We start from the raw sequence: 13,847 nt of genomic DNA, 5'->3' as shown, positions 1-13,847 counted from the left end.
CCCGTCGGTCGCAGAGGCGCGCTCATCGCCGTGCGCCCGCCGAGTCGGAGGCGGATCGCCGCAGTCGGAGATTCGGATGCCCGAAGAGGACGTACGCCAGAAGCGTCGCGCTGGGCGAGACCCCGGTCTCGGGGTCGGCGACGTAGCGGGCGCGGACACGGCGGAGGATCTCGCCGGCCGTCAGTCCCTCCTCGGCCTGCTCGTAGAACGTCGTCGAGATCTCGCGCGCCACCGAGTCGGTCACGTCCCACAGAGTGCCCACCACGCCCGACGCCTCCGCCGAGATGAACGCGGGAGCGATGCCGTCGGCGGATCCGAGTGTCATCGACGTGCGGCCGAGCTGGCAGGCGTTGACGAAGACGAACGGGTGGGACCGGAACTCCTGTCCCCGGATCCAGTTCGCGGTGAGCGGCGACGGGAGCACCCCGCCCGGCACGTTCGGATCGGATCTCGCGATCAGGATGCCGCTCTCCTCGACACTCACCTCCGCGGATCCGTGCAGAGCGAAGTGGAGGACATCGGCGTCCAGTTCTTCGAGAGCCCTCGTCACCGCGTCGTCGATCGGATCCACGTGCTCGAACGGGAGATATCTCGTCGCCATGATCTCCACCTCCTTCTCGCCCTCCAGGAGCCGGTACTCGCTCCACCCCTCCGCTTCGAGCCGGGTCGACACACCGACGGTGAAGGAGACGGTCTTCACGGCGACCGGTCTGCGACGCTGCGAGCTGGGCACCGGCCATCGGCCGATCGCGGCGTGGGCGCCGAGGAACCGGGGCCGCCGGTCGCCGATGCGGTCGTCACCGCGGAGGACCGCGAGCTCCCACGGGATGCTCGGCTCGTCGGTCAGGACGAGGATGCTGGGTGCGGGGCGGTCGTCCGGCGCGCGGTCGGAGTCTGTCACGATGCGCTGGATCGCCCGGCGGATCGCGGCGGGGATCGCGTCGCCGATGAGCTTGCCCCGTCCCTCCATCGCGCTGATCGCCCGCAGCTGACCGGAGTCGGTCTGGAAGCCGGCGACGAAAGACGCGATGTCGGTCAAGTCGAAGGTCAGCGCCGCCGACGCCACCACGGGGGCACCGAGCGACTCGTCGCGGGGGAACGCGCCCCACATGTAGGTCCGGGCTCCCTCCGAGGAGCCCAGATACACGGTCAGGAGGAGATCGGGCGCGTCCTCGTCGAGCAGCGGTTCGAGGTCGATCGGCTGACTGCCACCGGTCGACGTGCTCAGCACCTGATGCGACCGGATCCCGGCTCGCCCGATCGTCACCTCCCGGATCGCGATGGCCCTCAGCTGGTGGTCGACGAGGAAGTGGGCCGCGATGCTCCGGTTCAGCGGACGGCTCCCCGCTGCCGCCGGATTGCCGTTGTCGTGCCGGGGCGTCAGAGGGAAGTCGATCGACGGGTAGCGATCATCGGGAGACATCGTCATCGTGCGGACGGCGGGTCCGCGGAGATCGAAGGAGTCGCTGTCGTAGGCGAGGGCGACGTCGATCTCCATCGACCGCCCGGTGTAGGTGATCGAGCCGCCGGCGAGCTGGTCGGGACGGTTCTCGGCGAGGCCGACGGTCACGAGGAACTCCTCGCCGGGGAGCAGGCTTGTCTCGGGGAGCGTCACGACAGGGAAGACGGCGGTCTGCGGCGGCGGAGCAGCATCGTCGTGGGGTCGGGCGAGCAGGGGCGGACGGGTCACCGCGAGGCGCCGGACCGCGCCGTCGGGATCCGCCCAGATCTCGCGCTGGTAGGCGTCCGCGACCGCCGTGGCCGGATCGAGCGGGCCATCGTCGACGAGGACGGTGGAGAGGTCATCCCCGCGGAAGAGGGACGCGCCGACCGACCACGGGCTCGCAGCGGGCCAGCCCCCGTCTCCGGCCGGGGCCACGATGTACCTCGCCGGCCCCGAGGTCGGAGGATCGTCGAGCAGCTCACCGAGGACGCGGAAGGCGATCGGCTCCTCGAGACTCGAGAACCTGAGCGGCACCGAGAGCACGTTCCGTCCCGACTCGAACGCCTCCAGGAGCAGTCGCACCGTCTCGACCTCGGTCAGCCACCTGCTCCCGCTCGGCGAGTGCGCGATCACGCTGACACCGAGCACGTCGTCGATGGTGGTGCGGGGCGCCTCCGCGACGTGATTGAGTGCGACGAGGGTTCGCAGCCGCTCCGGCAGAACACCACGCGCCGCCACCGCATCGTCCGGTACGTCGAGGACGATCAGCCCCGGGATCCCGCTCTCCCGACGACCGACGACCGTCGACTGCGCGCCGAACGCCGCGACGACCTCGTCGGCGTCGTCCGAGCGGGTGAGGAGCTCCAGTGGCACGAAGTGGACGGGCGGCCCGCTCGACTCGACGAGAGTACGGAAGAACGTCTCCATGGTCACCCCAGCGTGGTCGTGGCGGCGCGCGACTGCGCCTGTGCACGATTTCTACACCCCTGGTGCTCTGCGGGATAGGTACACCTGAACCGCTGCGGCGAAGCCGACGCGGTCGACCCGGGTTCGGCCTAGCGCTCACTGCCGGCTGCGTCGTGGCACACCGGGGTTCGACTGATGTGTAGGGCGTACGGGACTTGAACCCGTGACCGACGGATTATGAGTCCGCTGCTCTGACCGGCTGAGCTAACGCCCCGCGGCGATCGCGGGGACGGGATCCGTCAGGAGGCGGATCGGCCGGCCGGAGCGGACGCTGCGTCGGCGGCCGGATCGGCCACCGGCTCCCCACGATACAGGCTCTCGAAAGTGCTGATCGTGCGGTTGATGTCGTGCGCGGCGACGATCCGGAGGGAGGCGCGCTTCATCGATTCGAGGGTCTCGTCGTCGGCCGTGAGGACGTCGGTGAGCCGGTCGGCCAGGGCCTGGGCGTCTCCCGGTGCGAACAGGTAGCCGTTCTCGCCCTCGTGGACGAGGTGCGGGAGCGCCATCGCGTCGGCGGCGACCACGGGGAGGGCCGAGGCCATCGCCTCCATGGTCGCGATGCTCTGCAGCTCGGCGATCGACGGCATGGCGAAGACGGTGGCCCGCGTGTACGCCTCCTTGAGCTCGGCGTCGGAGACGTAGCCCGTGAAGTGCACGCGGTCGGCGATCCCGAGGGTCGACGCGAGCTGCTGCAGGTTGCGCATCTGGTCGCCTCCGCCGACGATCTCGACCTTCGCGTCGAGCGAGGGGTCGAGCAGGGAGACCGCGCGCAGCAGGACGTCGATGTGCTTCTCGCCGGTCACCCGACCGACGAAGAGGATGCTGTTGCCGGCGCGCACCGAGAAGTCGGGGTTGTAGTTGTCGGCGTCGATCCCGCACGAGATCGCCTGGACACCGCGGAGGCCGGTGTACTTCTCGAGGAACTGGGCGGCCTTGCGGGTGGGCGTCGTGACCGCCTCGGCGCGACCGAACGTGCGGCGAGCCGCGCGCCAGGCCATCTGGATCGCCTTCGCCTGGACGGCCGTCGGGAGGAGCGTGAACTCGAGCAGGTTCTCGGGCATGAAGTGGTTGGTCCCGATGATGCGGATGCCGCGCTCGGCCGCTTCGATGCTGAGACCGCGGCCGACGATCATGTGCGACTGGAAGTGCACGACGTCGGGCTTCACCTCGTCGAGGATCCGCGCGCTGTTCTGACGGATGCGCCACGGCATCGCGAAGCGCAGCCAGTCGTGCGGGAACCAGCGCCAGCTGTAGAGGCGGTGGACGATCATCCGCTGGCCCTCGTGGGTCTCGACGCGGGTTCCGCTCCAGCCGTCGGCAGACGGTGCGACGACGTGGACCTCGTGGCCGCGCTGCACCAGACCCGCGGCGAGACGCTCGGCGAACTTGGCGGCTCCGTTGACGTTCGGCGCGAAGGTGTCGCAGCCGATCACGACGGTCAGAGGTCTCGCATCGGCACTCGTCGGCGACGCTGGTCGTGACGCGTCGCGGGGATCTGACACGGAGTGATTCCTAACGGGTCGTGCCGCTCCTGACAGGGAGAGAGGAGCGATCGGCTTCTGGTCGGTGTCGTGGCGTCTCGGCGCGGGCCCAGTGTACCGAGCGGGTTGGCGGGATCAGGGATTGGCGGCGGGAGGCGTCCCGCGCCCCCGCGTCTCAGTGCGCCTGCGGGTGGTGCTTGGCGAGCAGGAAGACGCCCCAGATGGCGACGACGCCCGCCAGGATGAAGAGCGGGATCGCCCAGGGAGCCGCGTACTGCGCCTCCCCCAGCACGATGATCCCGATGGCGACGGCGACGAGCGGGTCGATGACGGTCAGGCCCGCGACGACGAGGTCGGGCGGGCCGGACGAGTAGGCGTTCTGCACGAAGTAGCCGCCGAGTGCGGTGCCGGCGACCAGCGCGACGATGCACACGACGGTCAGCGGATCGAACTCGCCGAACTTGATGCGGTTGAGGACGACCTTCGCGAGGGTCGCGACGAAGCCGTAGACCACTCCGGCGCCGAGGATGTAGAAGATGGCCCGCGCGCGCTTGCGGAAGACGCCGAACGCCACGCCGAGGACGACCAGCACGACGGCGAGGATCACCAGGATGGTGATGAGCTGCGAGGTCTGGATCGACCTGTCGACCGCGTTGAAGGCGGCGACGAGGACGAAGGTCCCGACGCCTCCGACGCACAGCATGATCGCCCGGATCGACGCCTTGTTGAGGCGCACCTTGCTGACCCGCGCGTTCACGACCGCGGTGATCACGAGCGCGACGGCACCGAGCGGCTGGACGACGATCAGCGGGGAGAAGCCGAGGCTCGTGAGCTGGAACACGATCGCGAGCGCGAGCATCAGGGTGCCCACGACCCAGGAGGGGCGCGAGAGCAGCGCGAACAGCTGCCCGCCGCTGAGCCCGGAGGATCCGGACCGCTTCGAGAAGCGCTCGACCTTGACGACCCCGCGGTGCTGGAACTGCGCACCCAGAGAGAGGAACACCGCGCCGACGAGCGCGATCGGGATCCCGATGAACTGCGCCGGATCGAGCGTGAACTGCTCGGTCAGCTCGGCGAGGTCGGAGGACATGGCCTCGACCCTACCCAGATTCGATCGGGGGGTCCTCCGACGCACGGGTGACGCTCGAAGACCAGCGGATGAGCGTCCGGACGGCCCGCGCGGAGCCCCGCGATACCCTGGAGACCATGGCCGTCCTCCCCATCCGCATCGCCGGCGACCCCGTCCTCCACTCCCCCGCCTCGCCCGTCACCGACTTCGGCGAGACGCTCCGGACCCTGGTCGCGGACATGTTCGAGACCATGGACACCGCTCCCGGAGTCGGGCTCGCGGGGCCGCAGGTCGGCGTGCCGCTGCGGCTCTTCGTCTACGACTACGCCGACGACGACGGCACGCCCCGGCGCGGCGTCGCCATCAACCCGGAGCTGTTCGTCACGCCGACGCCGCTGGGCGAGGCCGACGAGGACACGGAGTCGGAGGGATGCCTCTCGTTCCCCGGCGAGCGGTTCCCGCTGCGGAGGTCGGAACGGGCGATCCTCCGCGCGGTCGACCTCGACGGCACGCCGTTCGAGATCGAGGCGTCGGGATGGTTCGCCCGCGTCTTCCAGCACGAGTTCGACCACCTCGACGGGATCCTGTACATCGACCGCCTGGAGCACGACTACCAGAAGCCGGTCGCGAAGATCACCCGCAAGCGCGGGTGGGGGGTCGCCGGCGTGTCGTGGACGCCCGGGATCGAGCACCTGGAGGACTGAGGGCCGGCCGGGTTGCGGCGGTCTCGACACGCCGCTGCGCGTCTACTCGACCACCGGGTTCCGAGCGACGGTTCAGCGGCCCGGTCGTCAGGCCAGGTCGACGCCGTGCACGCCGTTGTGGTGGCGGATCGCCGGGAACGAGGCCGTGACCGCGCGGCCGATGCCGGGCGTCCTCTTCTCGGCGATGTCGCCTCCGAACAGGGCGGCGCGCTCGCGCAGCTCGGCGAGCGCAGGGCTGTCGATGCGCTCGGTGAGCGCGCGGAGGTCGGCGTCGACGGCGTTCTCGTCGGTCTCGGCACCTCCGTGGCGCTCGCGGTCGTCCTCGACCTCGACCCGCAGGCCCGTCGTCGTCCAGCGCGAGCTGACCCGCAGCTGCGTCCCGGTGCCGCCGGCGGACAGGGCGGAGTCGAAGGCGTACTCGAGCACGCGCAGGATGGCCACCTCTGCTCCGTCCTGGAGCGGGAACGGCTCGCCGAAGGTCTCCTCCGCGATCACGAGACCGCGCTCGCGAGCCTCCTCGATGAGCGGCTCGGCGCCTCCGGTCACGGGCAGCTCGCCCGGGTCGACCGCGGCGACGGTCGCGATGCGGCGCAGCTGGGCGAGCGACGCCTCCGCCGCGCGCACAGCACGGGTCACAGAGCGGGACGCGGCACCGGGATCGCGCTCGAGGGTCAGTCGGATGCTCTCGGCCTCCTCGACCACCCGGGAGGCGCTGCGGACGGCGAGCTGCTCGAGCTCGCCGACGATCCGGAGTCTCGCCTCCTGCTCGCCGACGATCATCTCGAGCCGCGCGGTGCGAGCCGCTGCGGCGCGCTCGGACTCGACGGCGCGACGCTCGGCCGCGAGGGAGCGGCGCCAGAGCACGACGGCCGCCACGGCGGCGATCAGCGCGAGGACGAGGACGACTTCGAGCACGACGGCCTCCTTCGTGAGTCGGGGAGATCGGCGCTGGGGACGCCGGAGAGCGATGGTACTCGGGACCGGCAGGCGGCGCCTGACGGGCGGATGGGGCTTGCGGTCAGCGGCCGAGAACGCGGGTGGACCGCGTCACGGTGAACTTGCGGTCCCGCGCGAGGACCGACGTCGGTCCGACGGAACGGCGCAGCTCCGCCGGGTGGGCGAGGTGGGAGTTGAAGACGGTGACGAGCTGTCCCCCCGGACGAAGGAGGCGACCGGCCGCGCGGATCATCCTGCGGGCGACGAGGTCGGTGACGGCTCCGTCGGAGTGGAAGGGCGGGTTGCACAGCACGACGTCGACCGAGCCGTCGGCGAGCGTGGACGCGTTGTCGTCGCGGAGGACGCGCACCCGATCGGCGAGTCCGTTCGCGGCGGCCGTCGCGCGGGCCGACTCGACGGCGATCCGCGAGGAGTCGGTGGCGATGACGTCGAGGTCGGGGCGCGCCCGGGCCAGGAGCGCGGCCAGGACGCCGGTTCCGCAGCCGAGGTCGACGGCGGTGCCTCCCGGCAGCGTCGCGAGGTCGAGCGCCGCGACGAGCGCCCGGGTGCCGAGGTCGAGACGGGCGCCGGAGAAGACGCCGGGGACGGCCACCACCTCGAGATCGAGTTCGTCGAGCCTTCGCCGTTCCGCCTCCGGTGCGGGGGGCTGATCGGCGCGGGCGGCACTCGCGAGGAGGGCGCGGGACTTCTGCCGGGCGAGGCTGACGTCCACGCGCTCGTAGCGGGCGCCCAGCACGTCGTTCATGCTGTGCGACATGTGCTTGATCCGGCCGGCGCCGACGAGCACGGCGTCCGGTGCGGCGAGGGCGGCCTCCGCCGCGATCGACGCCAGAGCATCGAGCGAGCGAGGCAGGCGCAGCAGCAGCACCCCCGCTACCCGGGCCGCCTCTCCGACGGAGTCGACGAGCTCGAAGGGCGCGAGCTCGACGCCCGCCTCCCGGACAGCTCCGGCGTTGGACTCGAGGGCGCGCTCGGCGGTCACCGTGTCCTGGACGACGCGGACGGCCGCTCCCTCGGCCGCGAGAGCGAGGGTGAGGGCGCCGTAGGCGTCGCCGACGACGCCGACCGGGCGGTGCTCGCCGACCAGATCGAGCAGGAGGCGGTCGGTCGCGTCGACCGCGACCAGGGACACGCCCTCGACATCGGGCCGTCGGCGGAGGAGTGCGAGGACGTCGTCGCGCATCGCGTCTCCGTTCGGTGTCGACGTAGCTCAGGGTCGACGTAGCTCAGGGTCGACGTGGTTCGGGGTCGAACTGGTCCGGTGTCGACGTGGTCGATGCCCGCCTCGACCGGTGCCTGCACGACAGGCTCGCGGGCCGCATCCGGGCAAAGAAAAAGGGCCCGAGAGTGGAGTCCCAGGCCCTTCGCTCCCCGACTTGGACTCGAACCAAGAACCTACCGGTTAACAGCCGATTGCTCTGCCAATTGAGCTATCGAGGATCATCCGCCCACCCGGAGGCGAACAGCGCTCCACTACTTTAGCAAAGTCTGCGCCCAGACCAAATCGACGCGGTGCCTCCGTGAGACGTCGCACGGGAGGCACGAGACCGCTCGGGACCGACGCGGAGCGCGCTCAGTACCCGGCCGACGGGTCGACCAGCCCGACGAGCTCCTGTCCCGCTGCGAACGCAGCGACGTTCCGCCGCACCCGCTCGGCGAGGAGCGGCGCCGTCATCTCGGGGGTGTCGGCGGTGTGCGGGGTGATCAGGCACCGCGGCTCGGCCCAGAGGGGATGGCCGTCGGGCAGCGGCTCCGGGTCGGTGACGTCGAGGGCGGCTCCCGCGAGGCGACCCTCGGCGAGGGCCGACACGAGGGCGTCGGTGTCGACGAGGCTCCCCCGGGCGATGTTCACGAGCACGGCGCGGTCGGGCAGCGTCTCGAGCAGCGCCGCGTCGACGAGTCGCGACGTGCTCCCGGTCGCCGCGGCCGCGAGGATCAGCACGTCGGCGTCGCGGACGACCTCGCCGAGACGGTCGGCGGTGACGGTGCGCGCGGCACCCGTCATCGGCTCCGCGGTGCGCCGCACGACGGTGACGTCGGCGTCGAACACGCCGAGCAGCCGGAGCAGCTCCCGGGCGATGCCTCCCGCGCCCACGATGACGACGCGCGAGCGATGCAGGGTCGCGGCCCGCTTCTCGCCCCACGACTGCGCCCGCGCGCGCTCGGGTAGCGAGCGCAGCAGGGCCAGGGTGAGGGCGAGGGCGTGCTCGGCCACCGGCTCGGAGTAGGCGCCCTTCGCGCTCGTCCAGCGAAGGCCCGGCCGGTCGGCGCTGCGGAGGATCGACGCGAACGCGTCCACTCCGGCCCACGGCAGCTGCACCCAGCGGATACCGGGGTGCGCGGCGAGCACGTCGCCGAGCTCGTCGGTGCGGCCGTACGAGAGCCAGAGCACGCCGTCCGGCGCGTCGTCCAGCTCGACGACCCTCCCCCCTCCCGACTCGATCGCGTCGGTGAAGATCTGCTTCGGTCGCGGCAGCACGGCGATCCGCGGGACGCTCACGCCTGCTCCGGGCCGGGGGTGACGCGGAGCGCGCGCGAGGCGTCGAAGCGCTCGTACTCGGCGAAGGCGGCGCCGAGCTCGCGCACGTAGGGGTGGCGCGCCTCCGTGAGCACCTCGAGCAGCGGGCCGTAGGCGACCACCTCGCCGGCGACCAGGACCGCGATGCGGTCCGTCGCGCGGTTCAGCACGTCGATGTCGTGGCTGACGACCACGGCCGCGAACCCCTCCTGGCGGCGCAGATCGGCGAGGAGATCGACGATCGACTCGCGGACGGTCGCGTCGATCCCCGAGGTGGGCTCGTCGGCGACGAGCACCTTCGGCCCGAGCACCAGCGCCCGGGCGATCGCGACGCGCTGGCGCTGCCCGCTGGACAGCTCGTACGGGAAGCGGTCGAGCAGGAACAGCGGCAGGTGCACGGAGTCGAGCAGGGTCGCGACCCGCACCGCCGCGCTGCGGGGGTCGTAGTGACGGTCGCGGAGGAAGATCGGCTCGGCGATCAGCTCCGACACGGTCAGCTCGGGTCGCAGGGCCGCACCCGCGTCCTGGGCGAGGGAGGCGACGTCGAAGGTGAACCGCTTGATCTCGCGCGCCGGCAGATGGCGGAGGCGGTGCCCGGCGACGGTCGCGTCTCCCCCGACGATCACCGGGCGGGTCCTCGCCGACTCGCCTGTCAGGCCGTCGCCGCCGAGGACCCTGGCCAGGGTGGACTTGCCGGAGCCGCTTCCGCCGAGGATCCCGAGGACCTCACCCGGCTCGACGCGGAGGCTCACCCCGCGCAGAGCCGTCCAGCGCCCGCTGATCCCCCGCGGCGGGTACTCGACGCTGAGATCGTCGACGACGATCGGCGCCGCCTCCGCCGTGCTCACGCGTCCCGCTCCGCGTGCGTGATCCTGCGGAGCAGCTCGCGGCGCTCGGCCTGCTCGCCGGGGTCGGGCACCGGGAGGGAGGCGAGCAGACGCTGCGTGTAGGGGTGCTTCGGCGCCGAGAGCACCTCCTCGCCCGTCCCCTCCTCGACGAGCTCCCCGCGGTAGAGCACGGCGATCCGGTCGGCGAGGAGGTCGACCACGGCCAGGTCGTGGCTGATGAAGAGCGAGGCGAACCCGAACTCCCGCTGCAGCTCGGAGAAGAGCTCGAGCACACGGGCCTGCACCGACACGTCGAGCGCCGAGGTGGGCTCGTCGGCGATCAGCAGCTTCGGCTCGAGCGCCAGCGCTCGGGCGAGGCTCGCACGCTGACGCTGACCGCCCGAGAGCTCGTGCGGGTAGCGGTCGCCGTAGGAACGGGGCAGCTGCACCGCCTCGAGCAGCTCGTCGACGCGGTTGCGGGCGGTGCCGGCGTCGCGGGAGCGCCCGTGCACGATCAGCGGTTCGGCCACGCACTCGGCGATGGTCAGCAGCGGGTTGAAGCTCGACGCCGGATCCTGGAAGACGAAGCCGATGTCACCGCGGACCGGGCGGAAGCTCCGCTCGCGGATCCCCCGCATCTCCTTGCCCAGCACCCGGAGCGAGCCGCCGGTGACGGTCGTGAGCCCGGCGATGGCGCGCCCGATCGTGGTCTTGCCCGACCCGCTCTCGCCGACGAGGCCGAGCACCTCGCCCGCGCGGATCCGGAACGAGACGCCGTCGACGGCGACGAACCCGGGCCGGCCGAGGCGCCCGGGGTACTGGATCCGCAGGCCGTCTGCCTGGACCAGCGTCTCCGCCTCCGGCGCGACCGCCCGCGCTATCGCCCGGTCCTTCGCCCTCGCCACTCCCTGCCCCACGTGCGGCACAGCGGCGAGCAGCTTCTTCGTGTACTCGGCCTTCGGCGAGGCGAAGAGCTCGGCGACGGGCGCCTGCTCGACGAGCTCGCCCTGGTACATCACCGCGACGCGGTCGGCGAGGTCGGCGACGACTCCCATGTTGTGGGTGATCAGCACGATCGAGGTGCCGAAGTCGTCGCGGCAGCGGCGGAGGAGGTCGAGGATCTCGGCCTGCACGGTGACGTCGAGCGCGGTCGTCGGCTCGTCGGCGACGATGAGCCCCGGATCGAGCACGAGCGCCATCGCGATCACGACGCGCTGCTTCTGCCCGCCCGAGAACTGGTGCGGGTAGTAGTCGACCCGCTTCTCCGGATCCGGGATGCCGACCGTGCGGAGCACGTCGATCGCGCGCGCCCGCGCCTCCTTCTTCGAGACCGAGCCGTGGGCGCGGATCCCCTCGGCGATCTGCCAGCCGACGGTGAACACGGGGTTGAGCGCCGTCGACGGCTCCTGGAAGACCATGGCGACATCGGTGCCGCGGATCTCGCGCAGGCGCGACTTCGGCACCGAGACGACGTCGGTGGAGGCGCTCCCGTCCTTCTTCGAGAGCAGCACGACGCCCGAGGCGGTCGCCGTCTCGGGCAGGAGGCCGAGGATCGTCTTGGCGGTCACGGTCTTGCCGCTCCCCGACTCGCCGACGATGGCGAGCACCTCGCCGCGTTCGACCCGGAGGCTCACCCCCGCGACCGCGCGCACCGCCCCGCGGTCGCTCGCGAAGGCCACTTCGAGATCGGTGATGTCGACGATCGGGCGCTGGTCGCTCATCGCGTCTGCTCCGTTCCGGCGCTGGGATCGTGTCCCGGCGTCTCCAGGCCGTCGGCGACGAGGACGCCGCCGGGGACGACGGACGTCGCGGCGATGTCGCCCGCTCCGGCGGCCACCGCGCGGCGGCCGCGCAGGCGCGGGTCGGCGAGGTCGTTCAGGCTCTCTCCGACGAGGGTGATGCCGAGCACGACGAGGACGATCGCGAGACCGGGGAAGACGGAGGTCCACCAGATCCCGCTCGTGACGTCGGACAGGGCCTTGTTGAGGTCGTAGCCCCACTCGGCGGCCGAGGTCGGCTCGATGCCGAATCCGAGGAACCCGAGACCCGCCAGCGTCAGGATCGCCTCGGACGAGTTGAGCGTGAAGATCAGCGGCAGAGTGCGGGTGGCGTTCCGCAGAACGTGGCGGAACATGATCCGCGGGGTCGAGGCTCCGATGACCTTCGCCGACTCGACGAAGGCGTCCCCCTTGATCCGCACCGTCTCGGCGCGGATGACCCGGAAGTACTGCGGGATGTAGACGACGGTGATCGAGACGGCGGCGGCGAGGATGCCCGCCCACAGGTCGGACTGGCCGCCCGAGATGACGATCGACATGACGATCGCGAGAAGCAGGGTCGGGAACGCGTAGATCGCATCGCAGATCACGACGAGGACGCGGTCGAGCCAGCCGCCGAGGTAGCCGGAGACGAGGCCGAGGAAGACGCCGAGGAAGATCGAGAGGACGACGGCGACGACGATCACGAGGAACGCGGTCTGGGCGCCCCAGACGACGCGGGACAGGACGTCGTAGCCCCCGACCGTGGTGCCGAGCAGGTGCTCGGCGCTCGGGGGCTGCTGCGCGCCGAACGCGTCGTCGCCCGAGCGCAGCTGCGAGTAGCCGTAGGGCGCGAGCAGCGGCGCGAACAGGGCGACCAGGAGGAACGCGCCGGTGATCACGAGGCCGGTCACGAGCATCCCGCGCTGGAGGCCGACGCTCTGCCGGAGCTGGTGGACGACCGGGAGCCGGTCGACGAGGCGGCGGCGCGGGCGCGCCGGAGCGGTGGTGTCGCTCATGATCAGTACCTCACTCGCGGGTCGATGAGCGCCGCGATGACGTCGACGATGAAGTTGGTGAGCGCCACGATCACCGCGAGCAGGGCGACGATGCCCTGCACCGCGACGAAGTCGCGCGCCTGGAGGTACTCGGCCAGCTGGAAGCCGAGACCCTTCCACTCGAAGGTCGTCTCGGTGAGGACCGCGCCGCCGAGGAGCAGCGCGATCTGCAGGCCGATGACCGTGATGATCGGGATGAGCGCAGGACGGTAGGCGTGGGTGCGCACGAGGCGGAACTCGCTGACACCGCGCGAGCGCGCCGCGTCGACGTAGTCGGTCCCGAGCGTGCCGATGACGTTGGTGCGGACCAGGCGGAGGAAGATGCCGGCGGTCAGCAGACCCAGGGCGACGGCCGGGAGGACCGCGTGCGAGAGCACGTCGGCCACGGCGGCCGGATCACCGGTCTGGATCGCGTCGATCAGGTAGATCCCCGTCTTGTTCTCGAGGAACTGCAGCGAGAGCTCGGTGCCGGTCGACGCGCGCCCGGCGACCGGGAACCACTTGAGCCACACCGAGAAGACGAGCTTGAGCAGCAGGCCCGCGAAGAAGACGGGGGTCGCGTAGCAGAGGATCGCGAAGATGCGCAGGATCGCATCCGGCGTGCGGTCGCGGTGGTAGGCGGCGAGCATCCCGAGCGGGATGCCGACGAGGAAGGCCACGATCAGGGCGTAGAACGCCAGCTCGACGGTGGCCGCGCCGTAGGTCAGCAGCACCTCCGTGACGGGGCGGTTGTCGCTGAGCGTGGTGCCGAAGTCGCCGGTCAGCAGCTGACCGAGGTACTCGAAGTACTGCACGATCAGCGGGCGGTCGTAGCCGGCCTCGGCGACGCGCTCGGCGAGCTGATCGGCGCTCAGGCGCCCGCCGAGCGCCGCCGTGATCGGGTCGCCCGTCGTGCGCATGAGGAGGAACACCATCGTCACGAGGATGAAGACGGTCGGGATGATGAGCAGGAAGCGGACGAGCAGGTAGCGCCCGAGTCCGCCTCCTGAGCCGCTCGTGCGCCGGGTGGGCGCCGTCGCCGCAGCCGTCGTGGCTGTCGTCACGTGATGCCTTTCGTGGAGAAAGG

11 protein-coding genes and 2 tRNA genes are annotated in these 13,847 nt (G+C 71.4%); 1 reads left to right on the top strand and 12 read right to left on the bottom strand.

Going from position 1 to position 13,847, the window contains the following annotated elements; genetic code table 11:
- Nucleotides 1–22: 22 nt before the first annotated feature.
- The 4 genes from B9Y99_RS05915 to B9Y99_RS05900 form a co-directional block, all read right to left on the bottom strand.
- On the bottom strand, nucleotides 23–2,371 hold the full coding sequence (locus B9Y99_RS05915) for a CHAT domain-containing protein (RefSeq protein ID WP_085475605.1): 2,349 nt from the start codon (nucleotides 2,369–2,371) through the stop codon (nucleotides 23–25).
- Between the two features lie 179 nt (nucleotides 2,372–2,550).
- Nucleotides 2,551–2,624, bottom strand: a tRNA-Ile gene (locus B9Y99_RS05910).
- 25 nt (nucleotides 2,625–2,649) lie between these two features.
- Nucleotides 2,650–3,912, bottom strand: coding sequence for a glycosyltransferase (locus B9Y99_RS05905; RefSeq protein ID WP_244274780.1), 1,263 nt, complete (start codon nucleotides 3,910–3,912; stop codon nucleotides 2,650–2,652).
- A 154-nt stretch (nucleotides 3,913–4,066) separates the two neighbouring features.
- Nucleotides 4,067–4,981 (bottom strand): DMT family transporter, encoded by a 915-nt coding sequence (locus B9Y99_RS05900; protein ID WP_085475604.1) that lies wholly within the window; start codon nucleotides 4,979–4,981, stop codon nucleotides 4,067–4,069.
- 116 nt (nucleotides 4,982–5,097) lie between these two features.
- Here B9Y99_RS05900 and def point away from each other — a divergent pair, with 116 nt between their 5' ends.
- Nucleotides 5,098–5,664 carry a peptide deformylase gene (gene def, locus B9Y99_RS05895; RefSeq protein ID WP_085475603.1) on the top strand — a complete coding sequence of 189 codons (567 nt, stop codon included), beginning with the start codon at nucleotides 5,098–5,100 and terminating at the stop codon, nucleotides 5,662–5,664.
- A gap of 87 nt (nucleotides 5,665–5,751) precedes the next feature.
- Here the strand turns inward: def and B9Y99_RS05890 are convergent, their stop codons facing one another.
- From B9Y99_RS05890 to B9Y99_RS05855, 8 genes are all read right to left on the bottom strand, one after another.
- Nucleotides 5,752–6,579: a sensor histidine kinase gene (locus B9Y99_RS05890; protein ID WP_085475602.1), complete on the bottom strand. Its 828-nt coding sequence runs from the start codon at nucleotides 6,577–6,579 to the stop codon at nucleotides 5,752–5,754.
- Between the two features lie 103 nt (nucleotides 6,580–6,682).
- Nucleotides 6,683–7,804 carry a class I SAM-dependent methyltransferase gene (locus tag B9Y99_RS05885; protein WP_085475601.1) on the bottom strand — a complete coding sequence of 374 codons (1,122 nt, stop codon included), beginning with the start codon at nucleotides 7,802–7,804 and terminating at the stop codon, nucleotides 6,683–6,685.
- 184 nt (nucleotides 7,805–7,988) lie between these two features.
- Nucleotides 7,989–8,061: transfer RNA gene (locus B9Y99_RS05880), tRNA-Asn, on the bottom strand.
- Nucleotides 8,062–8,194: 133 nt separating this feature from the next.
- Entirely contained in the window at nucleotides 8,195–9,121 is a 927-nt protein-coding gene (locus tag B9Y99_RS05875; protein WP_244274779.1) for a D-isomer specific 2-hydroxyacid dehydrogenase family protein, read from the bottom strand.
- Nucleotides 9,118–9,987, bottom strand: coding sequence for an ATP-binding cassette domain-containing protein (locus tag B9Y99_RS05870; RefSeq protein ID WP_129587911.1), 870 nt, complete (start codon nucleotides 9,985–9,987; stop codon nucleotides 9,118–9,120). The genes B9Y99_RS05875 and B9Y99_RS05870 overlap by 4 nt, the downstream gene beginning before the upstream one ends.
- Nucleotides 9,984–11,687 carry an ABC transporter ATP-binding protein gene (locus B9Y99_RS05865; RefSeq protein ID WP_085475600.1) on the bottom strand — a complete coding sequence of 568 codons (1,704 nt, stop codon included), beginning with the start codon at nucleotides 11,685–11,687 and terminating at the stop codon, nucleotides 9,984–9,986. Before B9Y99_RS05865 ends, B9Y99_RS05870 begins: the two co-directional genes overlap by 4 nt.
- The gene (locus B9Y99_RS05860; protein ID WP_085475599.1) at nucleotides 11,684–12,742 is read right to left on the bottom strand and encodes an ABC transporter permease; all 1,059 of its coding nucleotides are present in this window, start codon (nucleotides 12,740–12,742) and stop codon (nucleotides 11,684–11,686) included. The genes B9Y99_RS05865 and B9Y99_RS05860 overlap by 4 nt, the downstream gene beginning before the upstream one ends.
- A 2-nt stretch (nucleotides 12,743–12,744) precedes the next feature.
- Entirely contained in the window at nucleotides 12,745–13,824 is a 1,080-nt protein-coding gene (locus B9Y99_RS05855) for an ABC transporter permease (protein WP_085475598.1), read from the bottom strand.
- Nucleotides 13,825–13,847 lie beyond the last annotated feature (23 nt).

The sequence above is a fragment of the Rathayibacter oskolensis genome (genome assembly GCF_900177245.1).
Lineage (GTDB): Bacteria > Actinomycetota > Actinomycetes > Actinomycetales > Microbacteriaceae > Rathayibacter > Rathayibacter oskolensis.
Note: the sequence above shows the minus strand (reverse complement) of the source record. Positions and strands in the feature narration are given on the sequence as shown.

What these genes read in the sequence shown, in the direction of transcription:
- B9Y99_RS05915 (WP_085475605.1), bottom strand. Translation starts at nt 2,371, where the DNA reads ATGGAGACGTTCTTCCGTACTCTCGTCGAGTCGAGCGGGCCGCCCGTC.
- B9Y99_RS05900 (WP_085475604.1), bottom strand. Translation starts at nt 4,981, where the DNA reads ATGTCCTCCGACCTCGCCGAGCTGACCGAGCAGTTCACGCTCGATCCG.
- def (WP_085475603.1), top strand. Translation starts at nt 5,098, where the DNA reads ATGGCCGTCCTCCCCATCCGCATCGCCGGCGACCCCGTCCTCCACTCC.
- B9Y99_RS05885 (WP_085475601.1), bottom strand. Translation starts at nt 7,804, where the DNA reads ATGCGCGACGACGTCCTCGCACTCCTCCGCCGACGGCCCGATGTCGAG.
- B9Y99_RS05865 (WP_085475600.1), bottom strand. Translation starts at nt 11,687, where the DNA reads ATGAGCGACCAGCGCCCGATCGTCGACATCACCGATCTCGAAGTGGCC.
- B9Y99_RS05860 (WP_085475599.1), bottom strand. Translation starts at nt 12,742, where the DNA reads ATGAGCGACACCACCGCTCCGGCGCGCCCGCGCCGCCGCCTCGTCGAC.